Raw genomic sequence first — 24,786 nt, 5'->3', positions numbered from 1 at the left:
TCGTTCATTGCTTGACCCCGCCGGCGGTGAGGCCGTTCTGCCAGTAGCGCTGGAGCATCAGGAACGCCGCGACCAGCGGGATGATGGACAACAGCGAGCCGGTGACCACGAGGGGGATGACGTCGCCGGTGCCGCCGCCGCCCACCGACGCCCGCGCGGCCCAGTTGGCCAGGCCGACGGTGACGGGGTAGAGGGAAGGGTCGTTGAGCATGATCAGCGGCAGGAAGTAGTTGTTCCAGGTGGCGACGAGCGTGAAGAGCAGCACGGTGACGAAGCCCGGCGCGAGCAGGCGCAGCACCACCTGCCGGAAGATCCGGAACTCGCCGGCCCCGTCGATGCGGGCCGCTTCCAGGATGCTGTCGGGCACCGCCTCCTCGACGTACACCCGCATGAGGTAGAGCCCGAACGGGTTCGCCAGCGAGGGCAGGATGACCGCCCAGGGCGTGTTCACCAGCCCGGCATTCGAGAAGATCAGGTACGTGGGAATGACCAGGGCGGTGCTGGGCACCATGATCGCGCCGAGGACGGCTCCGAACAGCAGCCTGTTGCCGCGGAAGGCGAACTTGGCGAACCCGTAGCCGCCCAGGGCGGCCAGCAGCGCCGCGCCGCCCGCGCTCACCAGCGCGTACATCGCCGTGTTGAGCAGCCAGTGGACGTACACTCCGCCGTCGGCGGTGAACACGTTCCGGACGTTGGCCGGCAGCGCGAAGTCCCCGCCGAACCAGAGCCCGAAGCTGGAGAACAGCGCGCCGGTGCTCTTCGTGGCCGCCACCACCAGCCAGAACAGCGGCAGCAGGAAGTAGACCAGGACGGCGAGCATCCCCAGCGTGAGCACCGGGCTACGACGCCGGACCACTGCGGCGGAATGGGCGGCACCGGCCGCGGCCCGGGGCGGCGCCGTTGCGGTGACGGTCATGTTCTCCTCCGGGCGACGGCGAGCTGGACGGTGTACGACACCACGACGATGACGAGCCCGAGCAGGAAGGAGACGGCCGCCGCGTAGTTGACGTCCTGGCTGATGAAGGCCAGGGAGTAGGTGTACAGGTTGGGGGTGTAGGCGCTGTCGATGACGTTGGGGGCCAGGCGCTGCAGCAACGCCGGCTCGTTGAACAGCTGGAAGCTGCCGATCACCGAGAAGATCAGTGCCATCAGAAGGGCGGGGCGCAGGGCGGGGATCTTCACGCTCCAGGCGATCCGCCAGGCGCCGGCACCGTCCACGGCCGCGGCCTCGTACAGCTCGGTGGGGATGGCACGCAGCGCGGCATACAGGATGATCATGTTGTACCCGGTGAACTCCCAGGTCACGATGTTGGCCACCGAGCCCAGCATCAGGTCGCTGCTGAGCAGGTTCGGCGCGGGCAGGCCCAGCGCCTCGGCGAGCTGGGTGATCGGCCCGAACTGCGGGCCGTACAGGTAACTCCACATCAGCGCGGCGATCACGCCGGGCACCGCGTACGGGACGAAGATCCCCAGCCGGATCACCCGCGACAGCCACATCACGCCGCTGTCCAGGGCGAGGGCGAACAACAACGCCAGCCCCAGCATGATCGGCACCTGGACGAGGAAGAACCGGCTCACGCGCAGCACGCCCTCGAGCAGTCGCTCGTCGCTCAGCGCCTGGATGTAGTTGTCGAGACCGGAGAACCTGACACCGCCGATCAACTGCTCCCGGAACAGGCTCAGATATCCGGCGTACGCCAGCGGTGCCACGAGCATGGCGACGAACACGAGGAGGAACGGCGCGACGAAGAGGTAACCCACCCGGTTCCGGCGGGCGCTCGCCCGCCGGGACGGCGGCGCTGTCATGACGCTCATCGGGCGACCTTGAAGCCCTGCTTCTCGGCGTAGGCGGTGATTGTCTGCTGCCACTTGTCCAACGCGGCGGCCGTGTCGGTCTTGTCGGCGAGCGACTTGCCCACCGTCTCGTTCCAGTCATTGTTGATCTGGTCCATGAACGGCAGCCAGGTGAAGTCGGTGGGGACCGTGCCGCTGATGTCGGCGAACACCTTGTTCACCTGCTGCCCGCCGTAGAAGTCCGATTTCTGCTCGACAAAGCCCGGGTCGCTCAGCAGCGCCTTGATCGGCGGATACAGGAACTGCAGGGTCGTCAGCATCTTGGCCGACTCGGGGTCGGTGTTGAGGAATTGGGCGAACATGGCCGCGGCGATCGGGTTCTTGGTCGTCTTGACGACGGCGCTGGTCGAGCCGCCCCAGTTGCCGGATTTCTGTTCACCGGCCGTCCACTGCGGCAACGGCGCGACACGCCACTTTCCGCGGGTCTCCTTGGCGCTGGTGGACAGGAAGAGCGGGCCCCAGGCGGCGGTCAGCCAGGTCGCGTACCTTCCCTTGTTGAGACCTTGGAACCACTGGTCGCTGAAGTCGGCGTCGGCCGACAGGACCCCCTCCTTGACCAGGCCGCTCCAGTAGGAGGCGAGCTTCTTCGGCGTCGCACCGGCGACGTCGACGGAGATTTGGTCGGCGCCGTTCATCTGGAACGGCTTGACGCCGGCCTGCCACATCAGGCCCGTCCAGATGGAGTTGTGGTTGGTGGGGAAGTTGGTCAGGTACACGCCGGGGTCGGCGGCGTGCAGCTTGCGGGCCGCGGCGGCGAACTCGTCCCACGTCTTCGGCGGCTGGATGCCGTGCTTGTCGAAGATGTCCTTGCGGTAGAGCATCCCCATCGGCCCGGTGTCCTGGGGGATCGCCCAGACTTCGCCGTTCCTGCCGCTCACCTGCCCCCACGCCCAGTCGACGAACCGGTCCTTGAGCGCCCCCGCGCCGTACGGCCGCAGGTCCAGCAGACCGCCGGTGATGGCGAAGCCGGGAATGTGCTGGTACTCGATCTGCACGACGTCCGGTGCGCCGCTGCCGGCCTTGAGCGCCGTCCGCAGTTTCGTGTACTCCGCCTGGCTGTTACCTGCGTTGACCACCTTGACGCTGATAGCGGGATATTTCTTCTGGAACAGCGCCACTTCCTTCTCGATGTCGGGCAGCCAGGTCCAGAACGTGAGCTCGGTAGGCGTCTTCATCGCCTTGTCGATGTCGGCCTGGCTGATGGCGGCGGCGGGCTTGCCCCCGCCGCCGTCGGTGCTGCCGGTCGTGCCGCCGGCGCATCCGGCGAGGAACAGGGTGGCGGCGGCTCCCACGGCGAGCCGCCTCATCCGCGGCAAGGTCATCTCTTACTCCTTGGGGGGGTGGTCGACCGGCGCAGCACGAGCTGCGCCGGCAAGTCGTCGACGGTCGCCGAGCCCGGGGCGTTCTCGATCTGGTGGACGAGCAGGTCGAGCGCGTGTGCGGCGATCGCCTCGAAGTCCTGGCCGATGGTGGTGAGCGGTGGCGACAGGTACGCCGCGGCCGGGATGTCGTCCATCCCGACGACGCTCACCTCTTCGGGGACGGCACGGCCCGCCTCGGTCATGGCCCGCAGCAGGCCGATCGCCATCTCGTCGTTGGCCACGAACACCGCGGTGACCTCCGGGTCCGCGGCCAGTCGCCGGCCGGCCTCGTAACCCGAGGCGGGCGACCAGTCCCCTTCGATCGGCGGTGGCGCGGCGATCCCCGCGGAGTCGAGCGCGTGCCGCCAGCCGCGGGCCCGGTCGCGCGACGACGGCCACTGACCAGGTCCCGCGACATGCCAGACCGTCGCGTGCCCCAGCCCGAGCAGGTGCTCGGTGGCGACCCGGCCCGCATCGAAGCCGGATGTTCCGGTGACCACCATCCGGGGCCCGTCGAGACCAGGGAACCTGCCAAAGCTGAGCACGGGGATGTCCGGGTCGATGCGCAGCTCCTGCCCATCGTCTATCGGCTCGGACAGCACGATGCCGTCCACACCCTGGTCCAGCAGGGACTCCACCGCGCCCATGATGCTGTCCGGTCTGCCCTCGAACGTGTGGACCACGCTCAACGCGTAGCTCGTCTGCCTGGCCCGCCGCTCCAGCGCGACCAGCAGCGACGAGGGCCCGTAGAGCGAGCTGCCGAGCGAGACCACCCCGATGCGCTGGAAGCGGCCCAGATTGAGCGCGCGGGCCGCGGTGTTGGGCCGATACCCGAGCTCGCGTGCCACCGCGAGAACCCGCTCCCGAACGTCGGCGCTGACGTACGGCTCGCCGTTCATGACACGCGAGACGGTCTTCTGCGAGACGCCGGCGCGCCGCGCGACGTCGGTGCTGGTAGGGGCGCGGCGCCTGGCCTCCGGCATGAGGGCTCCTCGATACTGACTACGTAGTCATACAGGGCGGAACTGTCGCCTGACTACGTAGTCAGACGGGGATGCCCATTACTCTCGATTCCGGACACACCTCTTGTCAAGGGCTGGTTTCACGCTCGTTTCCGCCCATGGCCACCCCACATGCGCCGGGCCGCGCCGACTGGGGCGCTCACAGGGCGGCGGCTTCTCCATGGAAAGCCGCTGCGGGCCACACCCGCGCAGACGTGATCTACTGCCACCCATGCCCTGCGGGGCCGCGGCCGCCCTGCGCCTGCCGAAAATTACATCCACGCACGTCAAGCACAGCACCGTCCTAACCGGCCCCGGCTTGACACCCGCAGTGCGGCGCGGATGGATTCGAGCACCCCCAGCGCGGTGTACGGGGATGGGTCGCCCGTGTGCCGCTCGAATATTGAGTTACGTGGCCTGAGCGGCGTGGTGGTATTCGTTGATCGCGCCTGCGGCGACGGCGATGTGAACGCCGATACCCATCGAGCCCTCGCGCCGGATGACTGCTTCCGGCGCGAAGAACCCTGCGACATAGAAGGCCTCGCTGTGGACGGACGGCGGATTGTCGCCCACCAGAATGACTGGAACGGAATTCATTACTCGTCTCTGCTGAATTGATCAGGGCGCGGAGAATCCTGCTCTTGGTTCGAGAGGCGGGTCAAGCGGCATGTGGCTACTCGTGAGGAACTCCGCCGAGCCGGTCTCGTCGGCGTATGTTCAGGTCAGTGACTCGCTCTGGATCCCTGATTGATCGCGGACGGTGCGCAGCGGGATCGCCTGGGCCAAGACTTGATGGTGCTCGCGAGGGGAGAGAAACGCCATCCTGTTGGCCGCTCATTCGACGGACCGAGGCGTGTCAGAGAAGATGCACCAGAACCGGCCGGAAATACCCATCAGCCGTGGGTGGGATTACGGGGTAGTTGTCGCCGGGCTGCAACCCGAGCCTCGTGTGCGGCCATCATCCCGGGGCGGCGGGCGCCCGGATCACTTCACCGTGGCCGTGGTGTTCGTCGTCGCGGGGTGACGTAGCCGATGCCCTCGTGCAGCCGGACGGTGTTGTAGAAGGTGCGGCGTGCCGGAACATCCAACGGCCGACCCGGTTGCGGCTGTCAACCGCGGATCGGCATGGGAGCTGCGGGTTCAGCCCCCGTGGGGTCCGCTTCGGCGCGCAGGATCCGCCAGCTCACATAGGCGCAGGCGGCGGTTGCGGGCATGGTCAGCAGTGTGCTGGCGATCCCGAGCGCGATCACGTTCCCGGCCAGGTACAGAGGCACCATCAACGTCGCGCCGATGGCGAATTTCGCCACGAAGACCGCCGTGCACTTCTGGTAGCGGCGCCGCCTGGCACGATCGCGCCGCCAGGCGAACCGTTCACCGCGCGCTTGCCCCACCACCAACCCGATCAACGGCCACCCCACCAGCATGGATACCAGGAACACGACCGAGCCGACCACGCTGGCCAGCACACCGACAAGGTAGAAGTTGACCCCGTCCCCGGTACTCCCGGCCAAGAACGCGGACACGCCCACCGTGAGCAGCCCGCCGGCTGCCTGCCAGTACTTTCGGTCGGTCCACACCCGGGCCACCGCGAAGATGAACACACCGCCGACCGCGATCAGGGCGGAGATCACTACTCGGCCGGTCATCAGATAGGCAACCGTGAACAGCGCTCGGGATGCAATGGATTCCGCGAGCGTGCGCCAGCCGCCCACTACGGCGAACAAGGACAGCGACTTCTGCGTCAGCATATTGAAGTTCATGTGCCGACCTCCGCACCATTGGATCCGCCGGATCCGCCGGGGGTGGGAACCATGCGGGGGGTGCCTGCGGTGGCGTCGGGGGTGGGGAAGCTGTCGCGGCGCATCGCGTCCTCGTAAGCACCGATCGCGGCCAGCAGACTCTGCTGCCCACGCCAGGCCTGGACCAGTTCATCGCAGAGGCGGTGCGCATCCTGCATCGCCAAGTTGCCGCCGAAACCCGGTGCCACGTGGATCGCATCGCCGATGACCGTCACCGGAGCAGCCGGCCATGCCGGCATCGGCGGGATCAGCCCGCCCCGCAGCGCGACCGTGAGGTTCGGCCATGCGTTGTCGACGACCATCCGCAACGTCGGGTGAAAACCGGCGGACACTTCCTGGGCTCGGCGCCACACCGTGGCCGGTGATTCGGCCGAACCGAGCAGTTCCTGCGTGACGGGCAGCGCCCACATCATGTAGTCCTCGGCATCGGCGACGACGCGGGAGCGCAGGGCAGGCAGCCACTCCTTCCAGGCGGCGACCGGCGGCTGACTGAACCGCAGCACGCCCATCGCCATCATCGTGCCGTGCGCCTGTGCGTTGGCGGGGCTGTGGCCGATCAGTTCGGGCAGCCCGGTACCGGCCAGGGCCCGCAGTGGGGTCGCGCCCATCAGCATGCGTTTCCCCGTGTCGACCACCCGCACGTGGGGCAGGTACTGGCGGCGAACGGCCGAACCGATGCCGTCCGCACCGACCAGCACGTCCGCGGTGTCCGTGCTGCCATCGGCGAACCACGATCGGACGGTGCCGTCGGGCCGCTGTTCGAACCGCGTGAACTCCGCCCCGAACCGCACCGTGTCCTCCAGCCCGGTCAGCAACACCGCCCGCAACATCGGCCGGTGTACCTGCCGACCGGGCCGCACGCCCGCTGTGCCGTCCAGCGGTTGGCTCCGCTCGACCACCAGCCTTCCCTCTGCGTCGGACAGGAGCAGCCTCTGTTCGCGCGGTCCGCCCATGGTGGCTTCCGCCATCGCCACGTGCGGCGGCGGCAAGCACGCCCGCAGCGCAGCCGTTCCGCGGTCATCGAAATGCAGGCTGATGCCCTGCGGGCGTCCCTGTTCCCCTTCCCGCTCGTATACCACGACCTCGATTCCCGCCCGTCGCAACCCGTGGGCCAGCGTCAACCCGCCAAGCCCCGCACCGACCACGACCACTTTCACCCTGACCGACCTTTCTTCACCGGTTGATGAAGTTCAAGGTAGCACGTACCGGGGCAATAACTTCACCAATCGATGAGGAAAGATCCGATAGACTCGCCCTGCCATGACAGAACACAGCCCCTCTGCTCGCCCCGGACGCTGGCGATCCGGCGCGGAAAGCAGGCAACGGATCCTGGAAGCCGCCCGCACGCTGTTCCTCGAGCACGGCTATGGCGGCACGACCGTGCGCGCCGTCGCCGCCCAGGCGGAAGTCGATCCGGCCATGGTGTTCTACTTCTTCAAAACCAAACAGGGCCTGTTCGCCGCGGCCACGGAGATGCCCCCCCACCTACCGTCAGCCATCGAATCGATCTTCACCGGCGGCCTCGATGACATCGGCGAACGCATCATCCGGACGCTCTTGGAGAACCTGGACAAACCAGGCCGCACGCCGCTCATGATGCTCACCCGGTCAGCCCCCACTCACGAGGCATCCGAAGCACTACTCCGCGAATTCATCGACCGGGAAATCACCAGCCGGCTTGCGGCGATGCTCGACACGCCCGACGCCGCGCTACGGGCCGGCATGGTGAACGTCCAGATCCTGGGCCTCGCAGTAGCACGTTACATCGTACGACTCGAACCGATCGCCTCCGCGTCCACCGATGAACTGGTGGCCCGCCTCGGCCCGGTCGTGCAGCAGTGCCTCACCGGACAGGGGGCTACTACCGCTACCAACACGCCGGGCAGTGGAAGGTGATCGACGTCACCCGCCACACCCCCCATGATTGCCGGCGCCGGTGACATGATTTCGACCACCCTGTCGGGCTCAATAATTGGATTCGGTGCCCGACCTGCGGCTTCTAGATAGTGTCAGCTGGTGATCCGGTACTTGTTGATGAGGCCGCCAAGGATGGTCCGACGGTGGACTCGGTGTGCGGCGAGGTCGACTGGGGATGGCGGTCCGGTTTCGGCTTGAGATGGGCATAGCTGTCCGAGACCGCGGTGCGGCCGGGCGGTGTTGTAGTGCTCCAGATACTGAGTGAGGATCCGGCGCAAGTGGCGCTCGTTGAGCACGAGGGTTCGGCGAGGAGTTCACGGGCAGAGTGCCCATGACCCGCTCGCAGTGCGCGTTCGCTCTCGGGGCTTGGGGCGACCCGCCAGTTCGGCTGGGTCGGTGGATCTGCCAGCGGGTCGCAGGTGCAGCGGGCGGGCCTTCCAAGGACGGGCTGTTGGAGTCGGCGCCGATGACACTGTTGGGGGCCATGGCATGCGGCGGTCCAGATCAGGTACTCGGCCTCGATCTCGGCCTGCCTGTCGGGAGCTGAACGGGGACAGGTGGCCGACGGTTGCTGCCAGCGGTTGATGCTCACGTTGTCGCCGTGGGCTGACGTGGTCGCGTCCTTTCCCCAGGTCGACCGGTTGGTGGCGTACTCCCAGCCACGTCCGGCACGCGGCCGCACCGCTCTTCGTCGGTGCCGGTGCGCTGTACAGTTTGGGCCGCTACAGCGAGAGGTAGCGGCTCACGGGTGTGGCGCGACGGTCTGCCCCACCGGTCCTGGGGTGATCTGGCCAAGGGCGCGGGCGAGGTCGCGGGTCGATAACCAGAGCTTGTACGTGATCGCCGCCTCGAAGACCAGCAGGAGCGCTGCCGTGCCAATGGTGACCGGAGCGATGTGGTGAGTCAGGGGGCCGATGATGAACACCGCCATCTGAAATTCGATGCCGCCGACCAGATGAGTGCGGATCCGGTGCCTACGCAGCCAGTCACGAAGGTGCATGTACCTCGTGAAACGGGTGCGGAATTCACGCTGCAGGTCGGCGGTCTCGTCCACGTGTGTCGGAGTCTGAGCGGGAAGATCGGGGGCGGGCCGGCTGGTTCGGCTCTTGGTTTCCGTGGCGTCTGAGACCTGGGGAACGGAGAAGTCGGCAAGCGCGGACTCCGCCATTGCCTTTCGCAGTCGGCTGCGCATCTGACGCCGGACCTTCGCCACCTGAAGGGCATCGACATAGCGCAGCATGTCGAGAAACACGACCGTTACGCCGAGGATCAGAAAGAGCTCCTGCCCAGTGGCCTGGTATTGCCCCCACATCAGGGCGAGCGTGCAGAAGAAGACGCGGATCCGGTCAAAGATATAGTCCAGCCAGCCGCCGAGGATGGTCCCCGTGTCCTTGAGCCGGGCGATCCTGCCGTCCACGCAGTCGAGCACGAAGCTCAGGTGATAAAGCAGAGCCCCTGCGGCCAGCCACGACCACTCTGCCATGAGATAGCATCCGGCTGCTCCGATACCGAGCAGTCAGTGGCAAGTGTGTCCGGACGGGTCTCGGCCGCGGCTCTGACCGGGGCTCAGTGACGCTTCAATTGCCGGCGACGATGAAGATCGTCATGAGAGCCGCACACACCACCACGGTCCACCCGCCGAACAGCAGATGGAGCGCTCGAGGAGCTTGACCCAGTTCCATGAAGTACCGTCCGACGAGGTAGACCTTGACGAACGCGACAGCGAGCACGACCACGGTGGCGAACTGCCGGGTCCCGTGGCCGTCCCCGAGGTACCAGGAGACCGCGGTCGCACCCATGAGGACGAGCCAGGCGACAACCGCCCGGTTCGTGCTGCTCGAAGTCTCGGAGGGCATGGGCACCTCATCACCTCATCAGGTAGAGCAGGGCGAACAGGACGATCCAGAGCAGGTCGATGAGGTGCCAATAGCATGCGCCCGCCTCGAGGTTTCGCAGATCCCTTCTTCCCAGGGAAGGCTTGCGAGCAATCAGGTACATGATCACCAATGCGACCATTCCGAGCAGCAGGTGCAACAGGTGGATGCCGGTGAAGACGAAGTAGTACATGTAGAAGCTGTTCGTCGACGGCGTGTGACCGGCTCCGAGCTCGCTCGAGTACTCCAGGAATTTGTTGACGACGAAACCGGCACCGCAGAGCAAGGTCACGAGGATCATTCGGGAGCCGCGGCCGGAGGCGCCCTGACGCAACGAGTTCAGGCTCAGCGCGACGAACAGCGAACCGGTCAGCAACAGGAAGGTGTTCCCCGCGCCGAACATGAGGTTCATGTGCTCGCGGGCCTGCTCGAAGAGTCCGGCACTCCGCGACCGCTCATGGACGAACACACCGAAGAACAGGGCGAAGACGAGCAGGTCTCCGAAGATGAAGACCCAGATGCCGATCTCGCCTGGTACGTGGCCGGGCTCCCGAAGGCGCCGACGCGGCGCCCTCGGGGGCTTGGAGGCGAACGGATCCGCCGGCCAGGCATTCATGATCATGAATCGGCGGCCGGCTCTTGCTCGTGGACGAAGCCACCCCGGACGTTCCGCATCGACAGGTAGCTGAAGTACAGCACCCAGATGCCGAAGACGACGAACGGCACCCACAGACACACCACACCGGTCCAGCCGAACGGTCCGTCCTTGAAGAACCAGACCGTGCCGCCCGGAATGAAGCACACGCCGGCCCAGATGCTGAAGTAGCCCGTCCACCGGGGGAACACCGGAGCGTCTGTCTTGTCCAGCAGGATGTTCAGCCCGAGCGCGACGGCCCAGATCGTGAACGGCATCCAGGTGCCGAGCAGGATGATGTACGCCGCATCGTTGAACGCCTGCGTGATCTCCGGTGACACTTCGCCGGCCCGGAAGGCGGCGGTCGCCCACAGGCCGCAGTTCACCACGATCTGCGCGGTGCCCGCAGCCATACACGTCAGCTGGACGTAGGTCAGAGCCGGGAAGAGCCCCTCCTTACGGCGCGTCTGGACGGCCATGCAGACCCCCCAGACGCCCATCAGCGCGTACGCCAGACACGAGAAAACGAGCCCGACGCGAATAGCGGTGGCGTTCTCCTGGTAATACTGCGCGACCTGCTGAGCGGAATCGCTCGGGTGAATCGCGGGCGGGAAGTATCTGGCGAGCCAGACACTCCCGATCAGGAACAGGACCACCATGGCCGGGCCGCACCATGCGATGAGCAGCTGCGAGTTGCGGCTCATACTGCGACGGTCGGCCTCTGTCGAGACCAGTGCCCCTGGGTCCTTTCCTGCGGAGGTCGGGGCTAGATCGGCGGCGCTCACGAGGTTCTCCTTCCCTCGGTCGAATGTTGCGCGGGCAGACCCTGGGTGGTGCTCGATCGAGGCCTGCCCTCCGGCGTGCGAGGCAGGGCACTTCGGCCCTGGTACGCGGATGCCGCTCGGCGGCAGACGTGCTCGTGCGCGATCTTCTCGTTACTGCGCGGTCAGCGCTCCGTCGATGACGTGCTCCTGACCGGTGATGTACGACGAGTCGTCGGAGGCGAGGAACAGCACCAGGCTGGAGACCTCGTCCGGATCGGCCATGCGCCGCAGCGGGACCTGATCGGTGATGCCGCCACCGTCCTCGTCGGTGGCCGCGACCATCATGGGCGTCTTGATGTAGCCCGGATGCACCGAGTTGACCCGGATGTTGTCGGGACCGCATTCGACGGCGACGTGCTTGGTCATGCCCCGGGAGGCGAACTTGCTGCCCACGTAGGCCAGGTTCGGCGAGCCGACGATGGACACGATGCCGGCGATCGAGGAGATGTTGACGATCGAGCCGCCGCCGGCCCTGCGCATCGACGGGATGACCGTCTGCATGCCGTAGAACTGGGAGTGCTGGTTGACCGCGCACACCTTGAGGTACTCGGCCTCGTCGAGCTCGGCGGTCCCGGAGATCGGGCCGAGGATCCCGGCATTGTTCACCAGGATCGTCACTGTACCGAAGGTGCTTTCGGCCTGCCGCAGCACCTGCTGCCAGTCGGCCGGCGAGGTGACGTCGTGCCGGATGAACAGCGCGTTGTCCCCGAGCTCCTTGGCGATCAGTTGCCCGCGCTCCTCGTTGACGTCGGTCAGCACGACTCTCGCCCCCTCGGCGACGAACCGCCGCGCGTGCGCCTCGCCCATGCCCTGCGCGGCGCCGGTGATGACGGCCACCTTGCCATCGAGCTTGCCCATGGTGTGCCTCTCCTTGCTGGATTACGGACCGCCGCGTTCGGGGCGGCCTCTTTCTGTCGGTTCAGGCGGCGTACGCCGCGTGCCCGGCGGTCAGGCGTGAACGGTGATGGCCCGTTCAGGACATCCGCGGGCCCCGGTGGCGGCGGCCGTCTCCCGGCCGGCGGGAACCTCGACGGGCTCGTCGAGATGGAGGTTGAACCCGTCGTCGTCCGACTCGTAGACCTCCGGCGCGAGCATGTAGCAGCGGCCGTGCCCGGAGCAGAGAGACCCGTCAACCGCGTACTTCATCAGAGCGCGTCCTCCCGGCGGCGGGGCTCGAACACCAGCGGGAGGTGGTTCATCGCGCGGGTGAGACCAGTGGTGTAGGTGATCTCGGCGTCCGGCTTCAGGGAGAAGTCCGGGATGCGCCGCAGGAGCTCCTGCATGACGACCTTGCCCTCGATCCGGGCGAGGTGGGAGCCGATGCAGCGGTGGGGGCCGAACCCGAATGCGGCGTTCACCGGGAGGTCCCGGTCGATGTCGACCGTCTTCGGGTTCTCGTAGGCGCGGGGGTCCCGGCAGGCGGCGGCGTAGTTCAGCATCACCCAGTCGCCCTTCTTGAAGGTGTGCCCGCCGACCTCGACCTCCTCCCTGACCGTGCGCCCGAGAGCCACGACGGGCGCGTACACGCGGACGAACTCCTCGATCGCCTTGTCGTGCAGAGCCGGATCCGCGGCGAGGCGGGCCCGGTCATCCGGGTGCGTCGCGAGGTGGTAGGTCATGCCGGCGAGCAGGTAGGTGGTCGTACCCAGACCGCCGGCCAGGAGGTCGGTGACGACGCTGACCTTGTGCTGCCACGGGCACGGCTCACCGCTGTCGAGCTCCACCCCCTTCAGCACGGCGTCGACGAAGTCGCCCCGCGGCTCCTCCCCCAGACGGCGCTCCAGATAGGCGTTGATGTAACCCAGCGCCGTGCCCCAGCCCTGCGCGCGGCCCTCGAGCGGGCCGAACAGGGCGTCGTCGATCGCCTTGATCAGCGGCGGCAGGTCGTCGAGCGGCACGCCCATGTAGCTGGAGAAGAAGACGCGGCCCGGCAGGGTGGCGGCGAAGTCCGCGACGAAGTCGCACTCCCCGCGCTCGACGAACTGGTCGATCAGGTGGTTGGCGTGCTCGCGGATCGACCCCTCGTAGGAACGCACGGCACGCGGGCTGAAGTAGCCGTTGAGGGCGCTACGCCACCGGTTGTGGTACGGCGGGTCGGACTCCTCGGGGTACATGAACGGCATTCCCTCAGGACGGTTCGGCTGGAAGCCCTCGGCGCTGCTGAACGTCTCCCAGTTCTGGCCGACCGCGCGGACGTCCTCCTGCCGGTTGACGACGTAGTAGCCGTGCCCGACGTTGCTCCTCGCGACGGGGCAGTGCTGCACCAGGTCATCGATGACCTCGACGAAGTCGTCGTTGAACTCCGGCGAGTCGAGGTCGAAGTCATGGAAGTGGTCTCGGGTCGAGTGTGGTTGAGTCGCGGTCACGAGGAGCCCTCCGTGGGTTCTCGACATGGAGATGCCGGTGCTCGTCCCGCCGGCGTACCCGGTTGGCCGGGGGTGTGGCGGGTGTCACATGCTCGAAACAAATGTTTGTCTAGGGCTAAGGTCGTGTCAATAGCGGCCGGGCGACTTGGGCCCATGGGAGACTCGGGCAGAGCCGAGGTCGAGTCGCTCGATGGGGCAGTGACGTGCACCTTTGCGTACGACACCGCAGATCGGGAAACATCGCGTTGCCGCCCACTCGATGGCCGACACCGCCGATAATAACAATCAGTTGTTTGTTTGAAGCCGATCAGGAGTCCACAAAGTGGTCGTCGACACGGTGACCTCGACGGTCTCAACCCCGGACAGCTCGCGCAGGACGTCGACGATGTAGCGGCGCAGGCCGGTGAAGTGCACGCACGACGAGTCCGTCAGCACGAGCTCGACCCGGACCCGGCCGTCCGCGCACTCGACCTTGTCCACCAGTCCCATCTGGCATATGTCCAGCGGCATGCGCATGAGAACCCCGCAAGGCTCGGGGATCTTGCTCAACTGGGCGCGAATCGTCTCCTCCGACGGCATCGCCACAACGCTCACCGCCCGCTCGGAACGCGCAGCCGGCTCCACGGCCCGGGTACGGCCGCCGCTCGCCGCGCGGCGAACTCGTCGGCCGCCCGCTCGCGTACCTCGTCCTCGTCGAGCCCGAGCATCCGCAGCGCGTTGCCGCCGAGGATCTTCTTCCGGTCGGCGGCGGTCAGCTGCGGGATGCCGTGCTCCGCCAGCACGCGCTCGGGGAACTCGTACCCGTCGAACGCGGCGAGCAGGGGCGCGGGGTGGCTGAGGTTGGCGCCGCTCGCGTACAGCAGTTGGTCGACGCCGACCGCGCCGATGAGCGTGGCGAGGATCTTGGCGAACGCGTCCGGCCGGACCACCGCATAGGCGAACACCGATTCCAGCGTCGCGTACAGGTTGCGGTGGCGGGCCAGCAGCGCCGCCGTCTTGTCCAGAAACGCCGCACCGGCATGCACGATCTGGAACGTGAGCTCGGGAAAGCGCGCCGGCACGGCTTCCAGGTCGTCCACGTCGAACGCGCCGCGCGGCGCGGGCGGCAGCCAGAGTGCCTTGTGCACGGCCACGTGGCGGACGCCGAGGTCGCGCGCCGCGTCCAGCAGCGGTGTGGCGAAGTCGGGCCCGTCGATCCGCCAGCCCTCTCCCCTGCCGCCGTAGAAGAACGCGGGATAGAGCTTCAGCCCGTCCACGCCGAACTCGCGAACCTGCCGCTCCAACTGAGCGATCGCCGCGTCGGTCACTGGGGTGTCCACGGTGGCGTACAGCCGGAACCGATCTGGGTGGCGGTCGCGGAACGCCGCCGCCCGCTCCGGGTCGGTCACGTGCCCCTTCGCGAAGCCGAGGTTCGGCAGCGCGTGGATGACCGCCAGGTCGACCGGGCTCTCCACGAACAGCGCGTCCGCGACGGCTTCGTACGGGAAGTCCGAGAAGAACTCCTCCCGGCCGAGCTGGAAGTCCCGGTGCTCCTCGCCGGTGGCGAGCAGGTGCGCGGCATACACCGACTCCAGCTGCTCGCGGCCGAGCGGGTCCTGGTTGGCGGGCGCGAGGTTGTACGGATGCACCACCGCGTCCACCACGACACCGTCGTCGATCATCCATCCTCCTGTGGGTCGGCGCGGATCAACGGCCCGTTCAGCAGGGCGTCCGCGAGCTTCTCGCCGATCTCGTCCGCCGTCGCGGGACCGTGGGGCGAGAACCACTCCGGCGTCCAGTTGAGGGCCCCGAGCAGCCCGAACACGACCATCCGCGGGTCGAGGCCGGGCGCGAAGACCCCGGCACGGATTCCGGCCCGCAGCGTCTCGGTGAAGAACCGCTCGTACCGGGCGCGCTTGTCCAGCAGTCGCGCCCGGTTCTCGGCACCCAGGAAGCGCCACTGGTGAAACACGATCAGCGTCCGCTCGGGGTTCTCCGCGACGACCCGGACGTGCGCCTTGATCGCCTCCCGCAGCAGGACCCGGGGATCGTCGCTGGTCGCGCGCACCTCTTCGAGCACCTGGTTGAAGTGGTCGACGCCGCCCTCGATGATGGCGAACAGCAACGACTCCTTGCTGACGATGTGCGCGTACAGGCTGCCCGGGAGCATCCCCACGGCCCTGGCGATGTCACGCATGGAGGTGCCGGTGTAGCCCCGTTCGCCGAACAGGCGCGTCGCCTCCCGGAAGATCGTCGCGTACCCGTCGGACTCCTGCTCCGCCATCTCGTGCACAAACAAATGTTTGTATAGTCACTTCGCGGGTGTCAATATGGGACGGGAGTGAGCGCCAATGAAGCATGCGAGCGCGACCACCGCGGCGCAGATCCTCTGGGCAGGAGCCGAGCTCTTCGCGGACCGGGCGTGCGTGACCGATCTGGACGCGGCGCACGCCGACGAGACTTTCAGCTACGAGGCCGTGGCGGCCCGAGCGGCGGCCATCGGGGGCGCGCTGCGCGCGCTCGGCCTGCGGCGCGGCGACCGCGTGGCCATCCTCCTGCACAACAGCCAGGCGTACGTCGACGTCTTCCTGGGCGCGGTCGCGGCCGGGCTGATCGTCGTCCCGCTCAACGTCCGGCTCACCCGGGAGGACTATCTGCACATGCTGACCGACTCCGGCTCGCGGGTGCTCGTCACCACGTCCGGGTTCGGCGCGCGGCTCCCCCGCGACGGGGAGGTCCACGACCTCACCGTCGTGCTCGCCGACGCCTCGACGCACGATCTCGCGGCAGGCGCGGCCCCCCTTTCCGGGCCCGAGCCCGGCGAGGAGAGCGAGGTCGCCAGCCTCATGTACACGTCGGGGACGACCGGCTCACCGAAGGCGGTCATACTCACGCACGCCTCTTGGCGCAGCGTCGCCGACACGGCCATCGAGGTGCTCGGGTTCGCCGACGGAGAGGTGACCCTGCATGTGGCGCCGCTGACGCACGGCGCGGGCTTCCTCTTCCTGCCGACGCTGATGACCGGCGGCCACAACCTGCTCTGCCGCTCCTTCGACGCGGCCCGAACCGCCGTCCTGCTCGGCAGTCACGGTGTCACCGGGATGTTCGTCGTCCCGTCGATGATCAGGATGCTGCTGGACGCCGTACCCCCCGGTTTCACGGCCCCGCCGACCTTCCGCCGCCTGTACTACGCGGGCTCCCCCATCGACCCCTTGACGTTGCGCGAGGCGACCGCGGCGTTCGGCGGGCGCGTCGTCCAGTCGTTCGCGCAGATGGAGTCGCCCATGTTCGTCACAGTGCTCGACCAGGAGGACCACCGCCGCGCGCTCGGCGACCCCGGCCTGCCTCTGGTGCGCTCGGCGGGCAGAGTCCTGCCCGGCGTCGAGCTCCGCGTCACCGACGATGACGGCACGCCTCTGCCCGCCGGCGAGCCCGGGGAGATCCTGGCCCGGGCCCCGCAGACGATGGCGGGCTACTGGAACCGGCCCGAGGCCACGGCCGCGGCGCTGCGGGACGGCTGGCTGCACACCGGCGACGTCGGCTACCTGGACGAAGAGGGCTACCTCTTCCTGGTGGACCGCAAGAAGGACATGATCGTCACCGGCGGCTCCAACGTCTACGCGCGGGAGGTCGAGGAGGTCCTGCTCGCGCTGCCCGGCGTGCGCGAGGCGGCCGTCGTCGGACTGCCGCACCGCATCTGGGGTGAGGCGGTGACCGCCGTACTCGTCGCCGACGGCACTCCCCGCGACGAGCAGGAGATCATCGCGGACTGCCGCAGGAGACTGCCCGGCTATCGGGTTCCCAAACGGGTCGTGTGGGTGGACGAGCTGCCCCGCAACGCCTACGGGAAGGTGCTCAAGCGACGGCTCCGCGACGAGCTCTCCCCGCCTCGGGCTCATTGACACCCAGGATGGCCAGGGCTAGCTTAAAACAAATGATTGTTTGTTTATCCGGCCTGAGGAGTGGACACCTATGACTCAGACGAGATCGGGCTGCGAGCTGACTCCAGCCGAACAGCAGTATCCATTGCCGCCGAGCCTGCTCGACAAGTCCGTCTACACCGACCTTGACCGCTACCGGCGCGAGCTCACCGAGATCTTCCACCACGCGTGGTTCCCCGTGCATCCCTCGTCGGATGTGGCCCGCCCGCGCGACTACGTCGTCTGGGACCAGATCGGACAGTCGGTCGTGATCACCAGGCTCCCCGACGGCACGGTCAGCGCCTGGCACAACGTGTGCCAGCACCGTGGCGCCCGGCTGGTGAACGGCTCGGGCAACTGCGGCAACGCCCGCTTCACCTGCCCGTGGCACGGCTTCGTGTACGGACTGGACGGCGTGGTCGGCAGCGTGCCGCTGCGCGGCAGTTTCGACGCGGCCGAACTGGACGGCCTGCGCGCGCCCGCGGTCCGGAACGAGGAGTGGGGCGGGTGGATCTGGCTCTGCTTCTCCGACGACGTGCCACCCCTGCGCGAATACCTCGGCGAGATCGGCGACGAACTCGCCGGCTACGGGCTGGAGGGCTTCACCACCAAATTCCGCACATCCGTGCGGCTCAAGGCCAACTGGAAGATCGTCGTCGACGCGTTCAACGAGACCTGGCACGTGCCCTTCACCCACAGGGACACCCTCGCCGGGCTCGTCATGTGGCGGGACGCCATTCTCAAGATCACGCCACCACACACGTGGATGACCCTGCCGATTCGCGGGTTTACCGACAAGGCGCTCCACAACGGCGATCACCGTGCCTCGCACCTGTGCCACTACCTGGCGTTCCCCAACACGATCTTCAGTTGCTTCCCCACCCACCTGCAGATGTGGAGCGCCTGGCCGATCTCGGTCGGCGAGACGCTGCTCTGCGCGTACGAGGTGGTCGGCCCGCCGCCGGACGGCATGCCGGCGGAGAAGTGGGAGCGCCACAACCGGCGGGACTGGGACCAGTTCCTCGAAGTGCTCGCGGAGGACTCCGTGGTCATCGACGACTTCGCCACCGTGATCGGCTCGCTGGGCTTCACCCGGAACATGTTCAACACGGCAGAGAGCAGGCTGACGGCCTTCCACGAGGAGATCGCGAAACGGCTGGGAGAAGGAGCACCACGATGACCACGATCAAGGTGGACCGCTCGACCTGTCAGGGGTACGGCAACTGCGTGCTCGCGCTGGCGCCGGTCTTCGACCTCGACGAGGAGGGGCTCGTCGTGCTCAAGCGCGACGACGTCGAGCCGGGCGAGCTGGACGGGTTGCGGCGGGCAGCCTACGACTGCCCGACCGACTCCATCACGTTCGTCGAATAGCCGGGGCGGGTGGTACCCGCTCCGGCTACAGGCCCATCTCCTTGGCGATGATGCTGCGCTGGATCTCGTTGGCGCCGCCGCCGACCATGGCGTGCTTGGCCTCGCGGAAATAGCGCTCCATGTCGTACTCGGGCAGTTGGGCGTATCCCCCCAGGGCCTGCATGCCGTTGAACGAGGTCTTGAACGCGGTGTCGGCCGCGAACACCTTCGCCATCGACACCTCCTTGAGCGCGCGCTCGCCACGGGCCATCTTGGTCGCCGCGTTGTAGACCAGCAGTCGAGCCGCCTCGACCTCGCACTCGTTCTCCGCCATCCGATGCTTGAGCACCTGGAAGGAGGACAGCGACCGGCCGAACTGGGTCCGGTCCTTGGTGTAGTGGATGGTGTCGTCCAGCGCAGTGCGCGCGTTGCCGACGTAGGACGCCGCCAGGCTCAGCCTCTCGTACTCCAGGTGCTCACCGATGTAGGCCCACCCGGTGCCCGGCTCACCGATGATGTTCCCCCTCGGCACGCGGACGTCTGTCAGGAAGATCTCGGTGGTGCCGAGGCTGCGTCGGACGATCGTGTTCAGCTTCCGGATGTCCACGCCCGGTGCCGTGTTCGGCACCAGGATGAGGCTCAACCCCTTGTGCTTGTCCGGGCCGGTCCTGGCCAGCACCGTGATGACCGTGTCCGGGAGGTGGGCGCCGGAGCAGAAGACCTTGTTGCCGTTGAGGACCCACTCGTCGCCGTCGAGGACCGCCTTGGTCTGCAGGCTCGCGGCGTCCGACCCGGCGCCCGGCTCGGTGATGGAGATGCTGAACTTCGTACGGCCCTGCAGGAACCCCGGCAGGTACGCCTCCCGCTGCTCCTCGGTGCCGTGGTTGGCGATGTTGGTCGCGGTGAACATCGAGGTCATCACCGCCGCGGCGAAGTCAAGACTGTACTTCGCGATCGCCTCGCAGAAGATCGCGTACATGACCGGATCGGCGTCCAGACCGCCGTACTGCTCGGGGATCAGCAGGCCGAGCCAGCCGCGGTCGGCGATCTTCTGGTACGCCTCGTCCGGGAACTCGCGGGACTCGTCGTGCTTGCGGATGTACTCCCGGCCTACCTCGCGCTCCATGAAGGTGCGCAGCGTATCGCTCCACAGCTGCTGTTCTTCGGTGAACCGGAAATCCATCCTCGGCCCCTTCGGTCATCTCACGCGGTCACGCCCGCGGCGCGCGGGCCGTGGTCTCCACGCTAGCCCCGGACATCGGCTCATAACAAGTGTTTGTTTTGACCAGGCGATCGTCTATGGTGAGGCACGAGCACTGGCGGTCACCTCACTGTCCCGGAGCCGCACCGTGAGCCTGGAACGCACCTACCCCGACCTTCGTGTCCTGGATCTCAGCGAGAACATCGCCGGCCCGCTGGCTTGCATGATCCTCGGCGACCTCGGTGCCGACGTGGTCAAGGTCGAGCGGCCGGACACCGGCGAGGCCACCAGGGACCTTCCGCCCCGGTGGAATGGCGAGAGCACCGTCTTCCTCGCCATGAACCGGAACAAGCGCAGCGTCGCCCTCGACATCCGGACGCCGGAGGGCCGTGCGGCGGTCCTCCGCATAGCGCGCGACGTCGACGTCGTCATGGAGTCCTTCCGCCCGGGCGTGGCGGACCGGCTGGGACTCGGCTTCGAGCACTTCCGTCAGGTGAGCCCGAACGTGGTGCACTGTTCGGTGAGCGCCTTCGGCGAGCGTCCGCTCGGTCACGACCGGCCCGGCTACGACGCACTCATCCAGGCATTCACCGGCATCATGGCGATGACCGGCGAGGAGAGCGGGCGCCCGGCCAGAGCGGCGCCCTCGATCGTGGACATCTCGACCGGGCTGTGGGCCACCATCTCGATCCAGGCCGCGCTCGCCCGGCGCGGCGACGGTCGAGCGCAGCACCTGCGCGCGAGCCTGGTGGACAGCGGGTTCTTCCTCCTGTCTCACCAGATCATGGGCTACCTGGCCACCGGCACGTTCCCCGGCCGGCTGGGCTCCGCCGCGCCGAGCACCGCGCCGTACGAGGCGTTCCGCACGGCCGACGGCTCGATCATGGTCGCGGCCGCGACCGACCGGTTGTTCGCGCGACTGTGCGCCGCACTCGAACTCGGCCACCTCATGACCGACGACCGGTTCCGTACGGTGGCGGACCGCGTCGTCAACCGGTCCACGCTGAGCGAGATCGTCGAAGGCCGGCTTCGTACGGCGAATTCGGCGCACTGGCTGGAGCGGATCACGGCGGCGGGCGTGCCGGTGGGGCCGGTCAACGACCTCGCCGCCGCGCTGGCCCACCCCGTGACCGCCGAGCGAGGCATCGTCCAGGACGCCCTCGACGGGCGGATACCAGGGCTCAAGCAGCTCCGGTTGCCCATCGACGAGCACGCCCGGTGCGCGATGCGCCAGCCCCCGGCGCTGGGCGCGCACACCGAAGAGGTCCTCGCCGAAGCGGGGTTCTCCGAGGCCGAGATCGGCCGACTCGTTGCACCAAAGGTGATGGAAAGGACGGCGCGACAGGGATGAGCAGCGTTTCCCCCGCCGCACGGCGAGAGGCGCTCGAGGCCCGGCATCCGGTGTGGGTGCCGCGCACGACCGCCCAGCAGCTCGACGTGACCGCGGCGGCGTTCCCCGACCGGCCCGCGATCCTCGGCGAGCGCGGCTACACGTACGCCGAGCTGCGGGACTGGACGATCCGGCTGGCCGCCGGGCTGATCGCAGCCGGTGTGGAGCCCGGCGACCACGTGGCCGTCGACCTGGCCAACTTCCCGGAGGTCGTGGCCCTCAAGTACGCGGTGGCCCGCGTCGGAGCGGTGTCGGTCTCGATCAACTTCCTGCTCCGCCACGAGGAGCTGCGTTACGTGCTGAGCCAGTCGGACTCCACCGTGCTCATCACGATGGACCGGTTCCGGGACCTTGACTACCTCGACGCGCTCGACCGGATCGCGCCCGGCTGGGAACGCGGTGGCGGCGGCGCGGCCCTGCCCCGCCTGCGGGCGGTCTTCGTCATGGGCACGGAGGGGGCGCCGGCCCGCGGCAGCTCCCTGGCGGACCTCGTCACCCTGGGCGCGTCCGTCCCGGACGAGACGGTGCTGCGGCGGACCGCAGCCGCCGACCCGTTCGCCGACTCCGACCTGCTCTACACCTCCGGCACCACCGGGAAGGCCAAGGGTGTGCTGCTGCGGCACGACGCCGTCCTGCGGACCGCCTACGCCAGTGCGTACACCCGCGCCTTCCAGGACGGGCGACGCATCCTGTTCGCCCTGCCGATCTACCACGTATTCGGCTACGTCGAGGCCACCGTCGCCGCGTTGTTCGTCGGAGGCGCGATCTGCCCCCACACGGCGTTCGAGGCCGACCGGATGCTCAGAGACGTGCCGGCCCACCGGATCGACGAGCTGATCTGCGTGCCCGCGATGACCTCGGTCGTGCTGGACAAGGCGCGCTCCGGCGGCTACGACCTGACCTCGCTCACCACGATGTTCTCCTCGGGCGCGGCCCACCACCCGGCGATGTGGCAGGAGATGCTGGACGTGCTGGGCGTCGACGAGCTGTTCACCGCCTACGGGCAGACCGAGACGACCGCGTCCACCCTGTGCACGCAACCCGGCGACCCGCTCGACCGGCTGCGCGGGACGAACGGGTGCGTCAAGCCGGCCGGCGTGGCCGGCGAGCCGGAGCTCGGCGGCGCGCTCGGCGTCTACCGCGTCATCGACCCGGACACCGGTGCCGAGCTGCCTCGCGGCGAGATCGGTGAGCTGGTGGCGCGGGGGCCGCTGGTGACCGAGGGCTACTACGACATGCCGGAGGAGACGGCCGCGGCGTTCACCGCCGACGGCTGGTTGCGCACCGGCGACCTCGGCCGGTTCGACGAGCAGGGCTACCTGGTGCTCACCGGGCGCCGCAAGGAGTCCTACCGGTGTGGCGGCGAGCTCGTCATCCCGGGAGAGGTCGAGGCGGTGCTCGCCGAGCACCCTGCCGTGCTCGCCGCGCACGTGGTGGGTATCCCTCACGAGCGCATGGGCGAAGTCGGTTGCGCGTGGATCGTCGCGGCGACCGCGGAACCGCCCGATCCCGAGGAGCTCATCGCCTTCTGCAAGCAGCGGCTCGCGCGCTTCAAGGTGCCGGCCTCGGTCCTGTTCGCCGACGCGGACGAACTGCCGACCACGGTCACCGGACGGGTCCAGAAGTTCCAGCTCGCCGAGCGCGCGGTGCTCGAACTCCGAGCCCCGGCGGCACGCCCGTGAGCGGCCCGCACGTCGTCATCGCCGGGGGCGGCCTCGCCGCGGTCCGGACCGCCCAGGCCCTGCGCGACCTCGGCCACCGCGGCCGGGTCACCCTCGTGTCCGAGGAGTCCGACGAACCCTACGACCGGCCGCCGCTGTCCAAGGAGTGCCTGCTCGGCACGCGCGGCGCCGACGACATACGCCTGGCCGCCCCGGACGAGTACGCTCGCCAGGACATCCGGCTCGTGCTCGGCCGCGCGGTGGCCGGCCTCAACCTGTGTACCCGGACGCTGACGCTCACCGACGGCGGCGAGATCGGCTACGACCGGCTGGTCGTAGCCACCGGTGCCCGGCCGCGCCGGCTGCCGTCCCTGCCGGACTCCGGCAGGGTGCATTACCTGCGGACCGCCGCGGACTCCCGGCGGCTGGCCGGCGCGCTCACCGCCGGCGCGCGGGTGGCCGTGATCGGCGCCGGGTTCATTGGCCTGGAGGTGGCCTGCGCGGCACGGCTGCGGGGCTGCCGGGTCACCGTCGTGGAAGCCGCGGCACAGCCGATGGCGCCGATCATCGGCGCCGAGCCGGCGGCCTGGCTACGGCGCCGGCATTCCGAACGCGGCCTTGAGTTCCGCTGCGGCACCACGGTCGACGAGAGCGAGGAGCGGCCCGACGCTCTGGTCCTGTTCCTCGGCGATGGCACGGTCGTCGAGACGGACGTCGTGGTCGTCGGCGTCGGAATCGTCCGCGACACCGCCTGGCTGGCCGACGCCGGGCTCGAAACGCACCACGGCCTGGTCTGCGACGAGACCGGGCGCACCTCCGCCGCGGACGTCTTCGGGGCGGGGGACGTCGTCTGCCGGCACACGGCGGGACAGTGCCGGCCGATCGGCCACTGGACCGCCGCGTCCGACAGTGCGGCCAAGGCCGCCGCGGCACTCCTCGGCGTGCCGCCCACCGACCTCGGCGAGGACGGGTTCTTCTGGTCCGACCAGGCGGACCTGCGGCTCCAGTTCGCCGGCGCCGCTTCCCCGACGGCGACGGCGACGGTCGTGTCCGGCGACTTCGACAGCGGCAGGTTCGTCGTCCACTACACCGACGGCGACCGGCTGACCGGAGTCTTCGCCGCCAACGCGCCACGCGACTTCCTCCGCGGACGGCTCGCCCTCCGATCGGCTCCCAGGCAGGTGCGGACATGACATCGACGGCGCCCCGGCTCACCTGCGACCAGCGTCAGGAGATCATCGACCTCTACGCGCGTTACTCCCACGCCTTCGACGAGGGCCGGGCCGACGAGCTCGCGGCCCTGTTCACCGAGGACGGCGTCTTCGAGCGCGAGGGCGCCGCTCCCGTCATCGGCAGGGACGCCATCGCCGCGCTCGTCCGGGCGACGGCCGAGCGTGCGCCTGGAATGCGGCACCTCGTCAGCAACATCCTCGTCGAGGCGAGCGAGGCAGGCGCCCTGGGGCAGGCGTACGCGCTCGCCCTTGTCGTGGGCGACACCGACCTGCGGCTGGCGACCTTCGGCCGCTACGACGACGAGTTCGTGCCCACGCCGGAGGGCTGGCGGCTGCGCGTCCGGCGGTTCACGCCGTTCGTCCCCGCGGTGTTGGCGAACGCCGTCCTTGCTGTTACCGTGTCCTGAAACAACTGTTTGTTTT

General features: G+C 68.4%; 27 protein-coding genes. 8 read left to right on the top strand and 19 right to left on the bottom strand.

Annotated elements, in window-relative coordinates:
* Positions 1-4 precede the first annotated feature (4 nt).
* The 7 genes from ABZX61_RS48920 to ABZX61_RS48890 all read right to left on the bottom strand — a co-directional run bounded on the left by ABZX61_RS48920 (position 5) and on the right by ABZX61_RS48890 (position 7,172).
* Positions 5-916, bottom strand: coding sequence for a carbohydrate ABC transporter permease (locus tag ABZX61_RS48920; protein WP_350738723.1), 912 nt, complete (start codon positions 914-916; stop codon positions 5-7).
* Positions 913-1,815 carry a sugar ABC transporter permease gene (locus ABZX61_RS48915; RefSeq protein ID WP_355205640.1) on the bottom strand — a complete coding sequence of 301 codons (903 nt, stop codon included), beginning with the start codon at positions 1,813-1,815 and terminating at the stop codon, positions 913-915. Before ABZX61_RS48915 ends, ABZX61_RS48920 begins: the two co-directional genes overlap by 4 nt.
* Positions 1,812-3,176, bottom strand: a complete 1,365-nt coding sequence (locus tag ABZX61_RS48910; protein WP_355205637.1) for an extracellular solute-binding protein — start codon at positions 3,174-3,176, stop codon at positions 1,812-1,814. Before ABZX61_RS48910 ends, ABZX61_RS48915 begins: the two co-directional genes overlap by 4 nt.
* Complete coding sequence (locus tag ABZX61_RS48905) at positions 3,173-4,198, bottom strand: LacI family DNA-binding transcriptional regulator (RefSeq protein WP_355205635.1); 1,026 nt, start codon at positions 4,196-4,198, stop codon at positions 3,173-3,175. Before ABZX61_RS48905 ends, ABZX61_RS48910 begins: the two co-directional genes overlap by 4 nt.
* A gap of 426 nt (positions 4,199-4,624) precedes the next feature.
* Positions 4,625-4,789, bottom strand: a complete 165-nt coding sequence (locus ABZX61_RS48900) for a hypothetical protein (protein ID WP_355205632.1) — start codon at positions 4,787-4,789, stop codon at positions 4,625-4,627.
* Between the two features lie 536 nt (positions 4,790-5,325).
* Positions 5,326-5,976 (bottom strand): DUF3159 domain-containing protein, encoded by a 651-nt coding sequence (locus ABZX61_RS48895; protein ID WP_355205629.1) that lies wholly within the window; start codon positions 5,974-5,976, stop codon positions 5,326-5,328.
* The gene (locus tag ABZX61_RS48890) at positions 5,973-7,172 is read right to left on the bottom strand and encodes an FAD-dependent monooxygenase (protein ID WP_355205626.1); all 1,200 of its coding nucleotides are present in this window, start codon (positions 7,170-7,172) and stop codon (positions 5,973-5,975) included. Before ABZX61_RS48890 ends, ABZX61_RS48895 begins: the two co-directional genes overlap by 4 nt.
* Positions 7,173-7,275: 103 nt before the next feature.
* On the opposite strand from ABZX61_RS48890, the gene ABZX61_RS48885 reads away from it, so the two are divergent.
* Positions 7,276-7,911, top strand: a complete 636-nt coding sequence (locus tag ABZX61_RS48885; RefSeq protein WP_355205623.1) for a TetR family transcriptional regulator — start codon at positions 7,276-7,278, stop codon at positions 7,909-7,911.
* A 113-nt stretch (positions 7,912-8,024) separates the two neighbouring features.
* On the opposite strand, the gene ABZX61_RS48880 is transcribed toward ABZX61_RS48885, so the two are convergent.
* The 11 genes from ABZX61_RS48880 to ABZX61_RS48830 form a co-directional block, all read right to left on the bottom strand.
* On the bottom strand, positions 8,025-8,228 hold the full coding sequence (locus tag ABZX61_RS48880) for an integrase core domain-containing protein (RefSeq protein ID WP_355205620.1): 204 nt from the start codon (positions 8,226-8,228) through the stop codon (positions 8,025-8,027).
* Positions 8,229-8,674: 446 nt separating this feature from the next.
* Positions 8,675-9,415: a CDP-alcohol phosphatidyltransferase family protein gene (locus ABZX61_RS48875; protein ID WP_355205617.1), complete on the bottom strand. Its 741-nt coding sequence runs from the start codon at positions 9,413-9,415 to the stop codon at positions 8,675-8,677.
* Between the two features lie 94 nt (positions 9,416-9,509).
* Complete coding sequence (locus tag ABZX61_RS48870; protein ID WP_355205615.1) at positions 9,510-9,788, bottom strand: cytochrome C oxidase subunit IV family protein; 279 nt, start codon at positions 9,786-9,788, stop codon at positions 9,510-9,512.
* Between the two features lie 10 nt (positions 9,789-9,798).
* Complete coding sequence (locus ABZX61_RS48865) at positions 9,799-10,428, bottom strand: cytochrome c oxidase subunit 3 (RefSeq protein ID WP_355205612.1); 630 nt, start codon at positions 10,426-10,428, stop codon at positions 9,799-9,801.
* A complete protein-coding gene (locus ABZX61_RS48860; protein WP_355205610.1) occupies positions 10,425-11,225 on the bottom strand; it encodes a hypothetical protein in 801 nt (266 codons plus the stop codon). The genes ABZX61_RS48865 and ABZX61_RS48860 overlap by 4 nt, the downstream gene beginning before the upstream one ends.
* Positions 11,226-11,375: 150 nt before the next feature.
* A complete protein-coding gene (locus ABZX61_RS48855) occupies positions 11,376-12,122 on the bottom strand; it encodes a glucose 1-dehydrogenase (protein ID WP_355205607.1) in 747 nt (248 codons plus the stop codon).
* Positions 12,123-12,212: 90 nt separating this feature from the next.
* The gene (locus ABZX61_RS48850) at positions 12,213-12,410 is read right to left on the bottom strand and encodes a ferredoxin (RefSeq protein ID WP_355205604.1); all 198 of its coding nucleotides are present in this window, start codon (positions 12,408-12,410) and stop codon (positions 12,213-12,215) included.
* Entirely contained in the window at positions 12,410-13,630 is a 1,221-nt protein-coding gene (locus tag ABZX61_RS48845; protein WP_355205601.1) for a cytochrome P450, read from the bottom strand. Before ABZX61_RS48845 ends, ABZX61_RS48850 begins: the two co-directional genes overlap by 1 nt.
* 285 nt (positions 13,631-13,915) lie before the next feature.
* Positions 13,916-14,209, bottom strand: a complete 294-nt coding sequence (locus ABZX61_RS48840) for an iron-sulfur cluster assembly protein (RefSeq protein ID WP_355205598.1) — start codon at positions 14,207-14,209, stop codon at positions 13,916-13,918.
* An 11-nt stretch (positions 14,210-14,220) separates the two neighbouring features.
* The gene (locus tag ABZX61_RS48835; protein WP_355205596.1) at positions 14,221-15,291 is read right to left on the bottom strand and encodes an amidohydrolase family protein; all 1,071 of its coding nucleotides are present in this window, start codon (positions 15,289-15,291) and stop codon (positions 14,221-14,223) included.
* Positions 15,288-15,893 (bottom strand): TetR/AcrR family transcriptional regulator, encoded by a 606-nt coding sequence (locus tag ABZX61_RS48830; RefSeq protein WP_355206047.1) that lies wholly within the window; start codon positions 15,891-15,893, stop codon positions 15,288-15,290. Before ABZX61_RS48830 ends, ABZX61_RS48835 begins: the two co-directional genes overlap by 4 nt.
* 67 nt (positions 15,894-15,960) lie before the next feature.
* Here ABZX61_RS48830 and ABZX61_RS48825 point away from each other — a divergent pair, with 67 nt between their 5' ends.
* From ABZX61_RS48825 to ABZX61_RS48815, 3 genes are all read left to right on the top strand, one after another.
* On the top strand, positions 15,961-17,511 hold the full coding sequence (locus ABZX61_RS48825) for an AMP-binding protein (protein ID WP_355205593.1): 1,551 nt from the start codon (positions 15,961-15,963) through the stop codon (positions 17,509-17,511).
* A gap of 70 nt (positions 17,512-17,581) precedes the next feature.
* Positions 17,582-18,709: an aromatic ring-hydroxylating dioxygenase subunit alpha gene (locus ABZX61_RS48820; protein ID WP_355205590.1), complete on the top strand. Its 1,128-nt coding sequence runs from the start codon at positions 17,582-17,584 to the stop codon at positions 18,707-18,709.
* The gene (locus ABZX61_RS48815) at positions 18,706-18,900 is read left to right on the top strand and encodes a ferredoxin (RefSeq protein WP_355205587.1); all 195 of its coding nucleotides are present in this window, start codon (positions 18,706-18,708) and stop codon (positions 18,898-18,900) included. Before ABZX61_RS48820 ends, ABZX61_RS48815 begins: the two co-directional genes overlap by 4 nt.
* Positions 18,901-18,925: 25 nt before the next feature.
* Here ABZX61_RS48815 and ABZX61_RS48810 read toward each other — a convergent pair whose 3' ends face one another.
* Positions 18,926-20,062, bottom strand: coding sequence for an acyl-CoA dehydrogenase family protein (locus ABZX61_RS48810; RefSeq protein WP_355205584.1), 1,137 nt, complete (start codon positions 20,060-20,062; stop codon positions 18,926-18,928).
* Between the two features lie 166 nt (positions 20,063-20,228).
* Here ABZX61_RS48810 and ABZX61_RS48805 point away from each other — a divergent pair, with 166 nt between their 5' ends.
* The 4 genes from ABZX61_RS48805 to ABZX61_RS48790 are packed head-to-tail and all read left to right on the top strand — an operon-like array spanning position 20,229 to position 24,770.
* Positions 20,229-21,431 carry a CoA transferase gene (locus ABZX61_RS48805; RefSeq protein WP_355205581.1) on the top strand — a complete coding sequence of 401 codons (1,203 nt, stop codon included), beginning with the start codon at positions 20,229-20,231 and terminating at the stop codon, positions 21,429-21,431.
* The gene (locus tag ABZX61_RS48800) at positions 21,428-23,152 is read left to right on the top strand and encodes an AMP-binding protein (protein WP_355205578.1); all 1,725 of its coding nucleotides are present in this window, start codon (positions 21,428-21,430) and stop codon (positions 23,150-23,152) included. Before ABZX61_RS48805 ends, ABZX61_RS48800 begins: the two co-directional genes overlap by 4 nt.
* Positions 23,149-24,324, top strand: a complete 1,176-nt coding sequence (locus ABZX61_RS48795) for an FAD-dependent oxidoreductase (RefSeq protein ID WP_355205575.1) — start codon at positions 23,149-23,151, stop codon at positions 24,322-24,324. Before ABZX61_RS48800 ends, ABZX61_RS48795 begins: the two co-directional genes overlap by 4 nt.
* Positions 24,321-24,770 (top strand): nuclear transport factor 2 family protein, encoded by a 450-nt coding sequence (locus ABZX61_RS48790; RefSeq protein WP_355205572.1) that lies wholly within the window; start codon positions 24,321-24,323, stop codon positions 24,768-24,770. The genes ABZX61_RS48795 and ABZX61_RS48790 overlap by 4 nt, the downstream gene beginning before the upstream one ends.
* Positions 24,771-24,786: the final 16 nt, after the last annotated feature.

It is taken from the genome of Nonomuraea sp. NPDC003709, from assembly GCF_040610775.1.
Taxonomy (GTDB): domain Bacteria; phylum Actinomycetota; class Actinomycetes; order Streptosporangiales; family Streptosporangiaceae; genus Nonomuraea; species Nonomuraea angiospora_A.
Note: the sequence above shows the minus strand (reverse complement) of the source record. Positions and strands in the feature narration are given on the sequence as shown.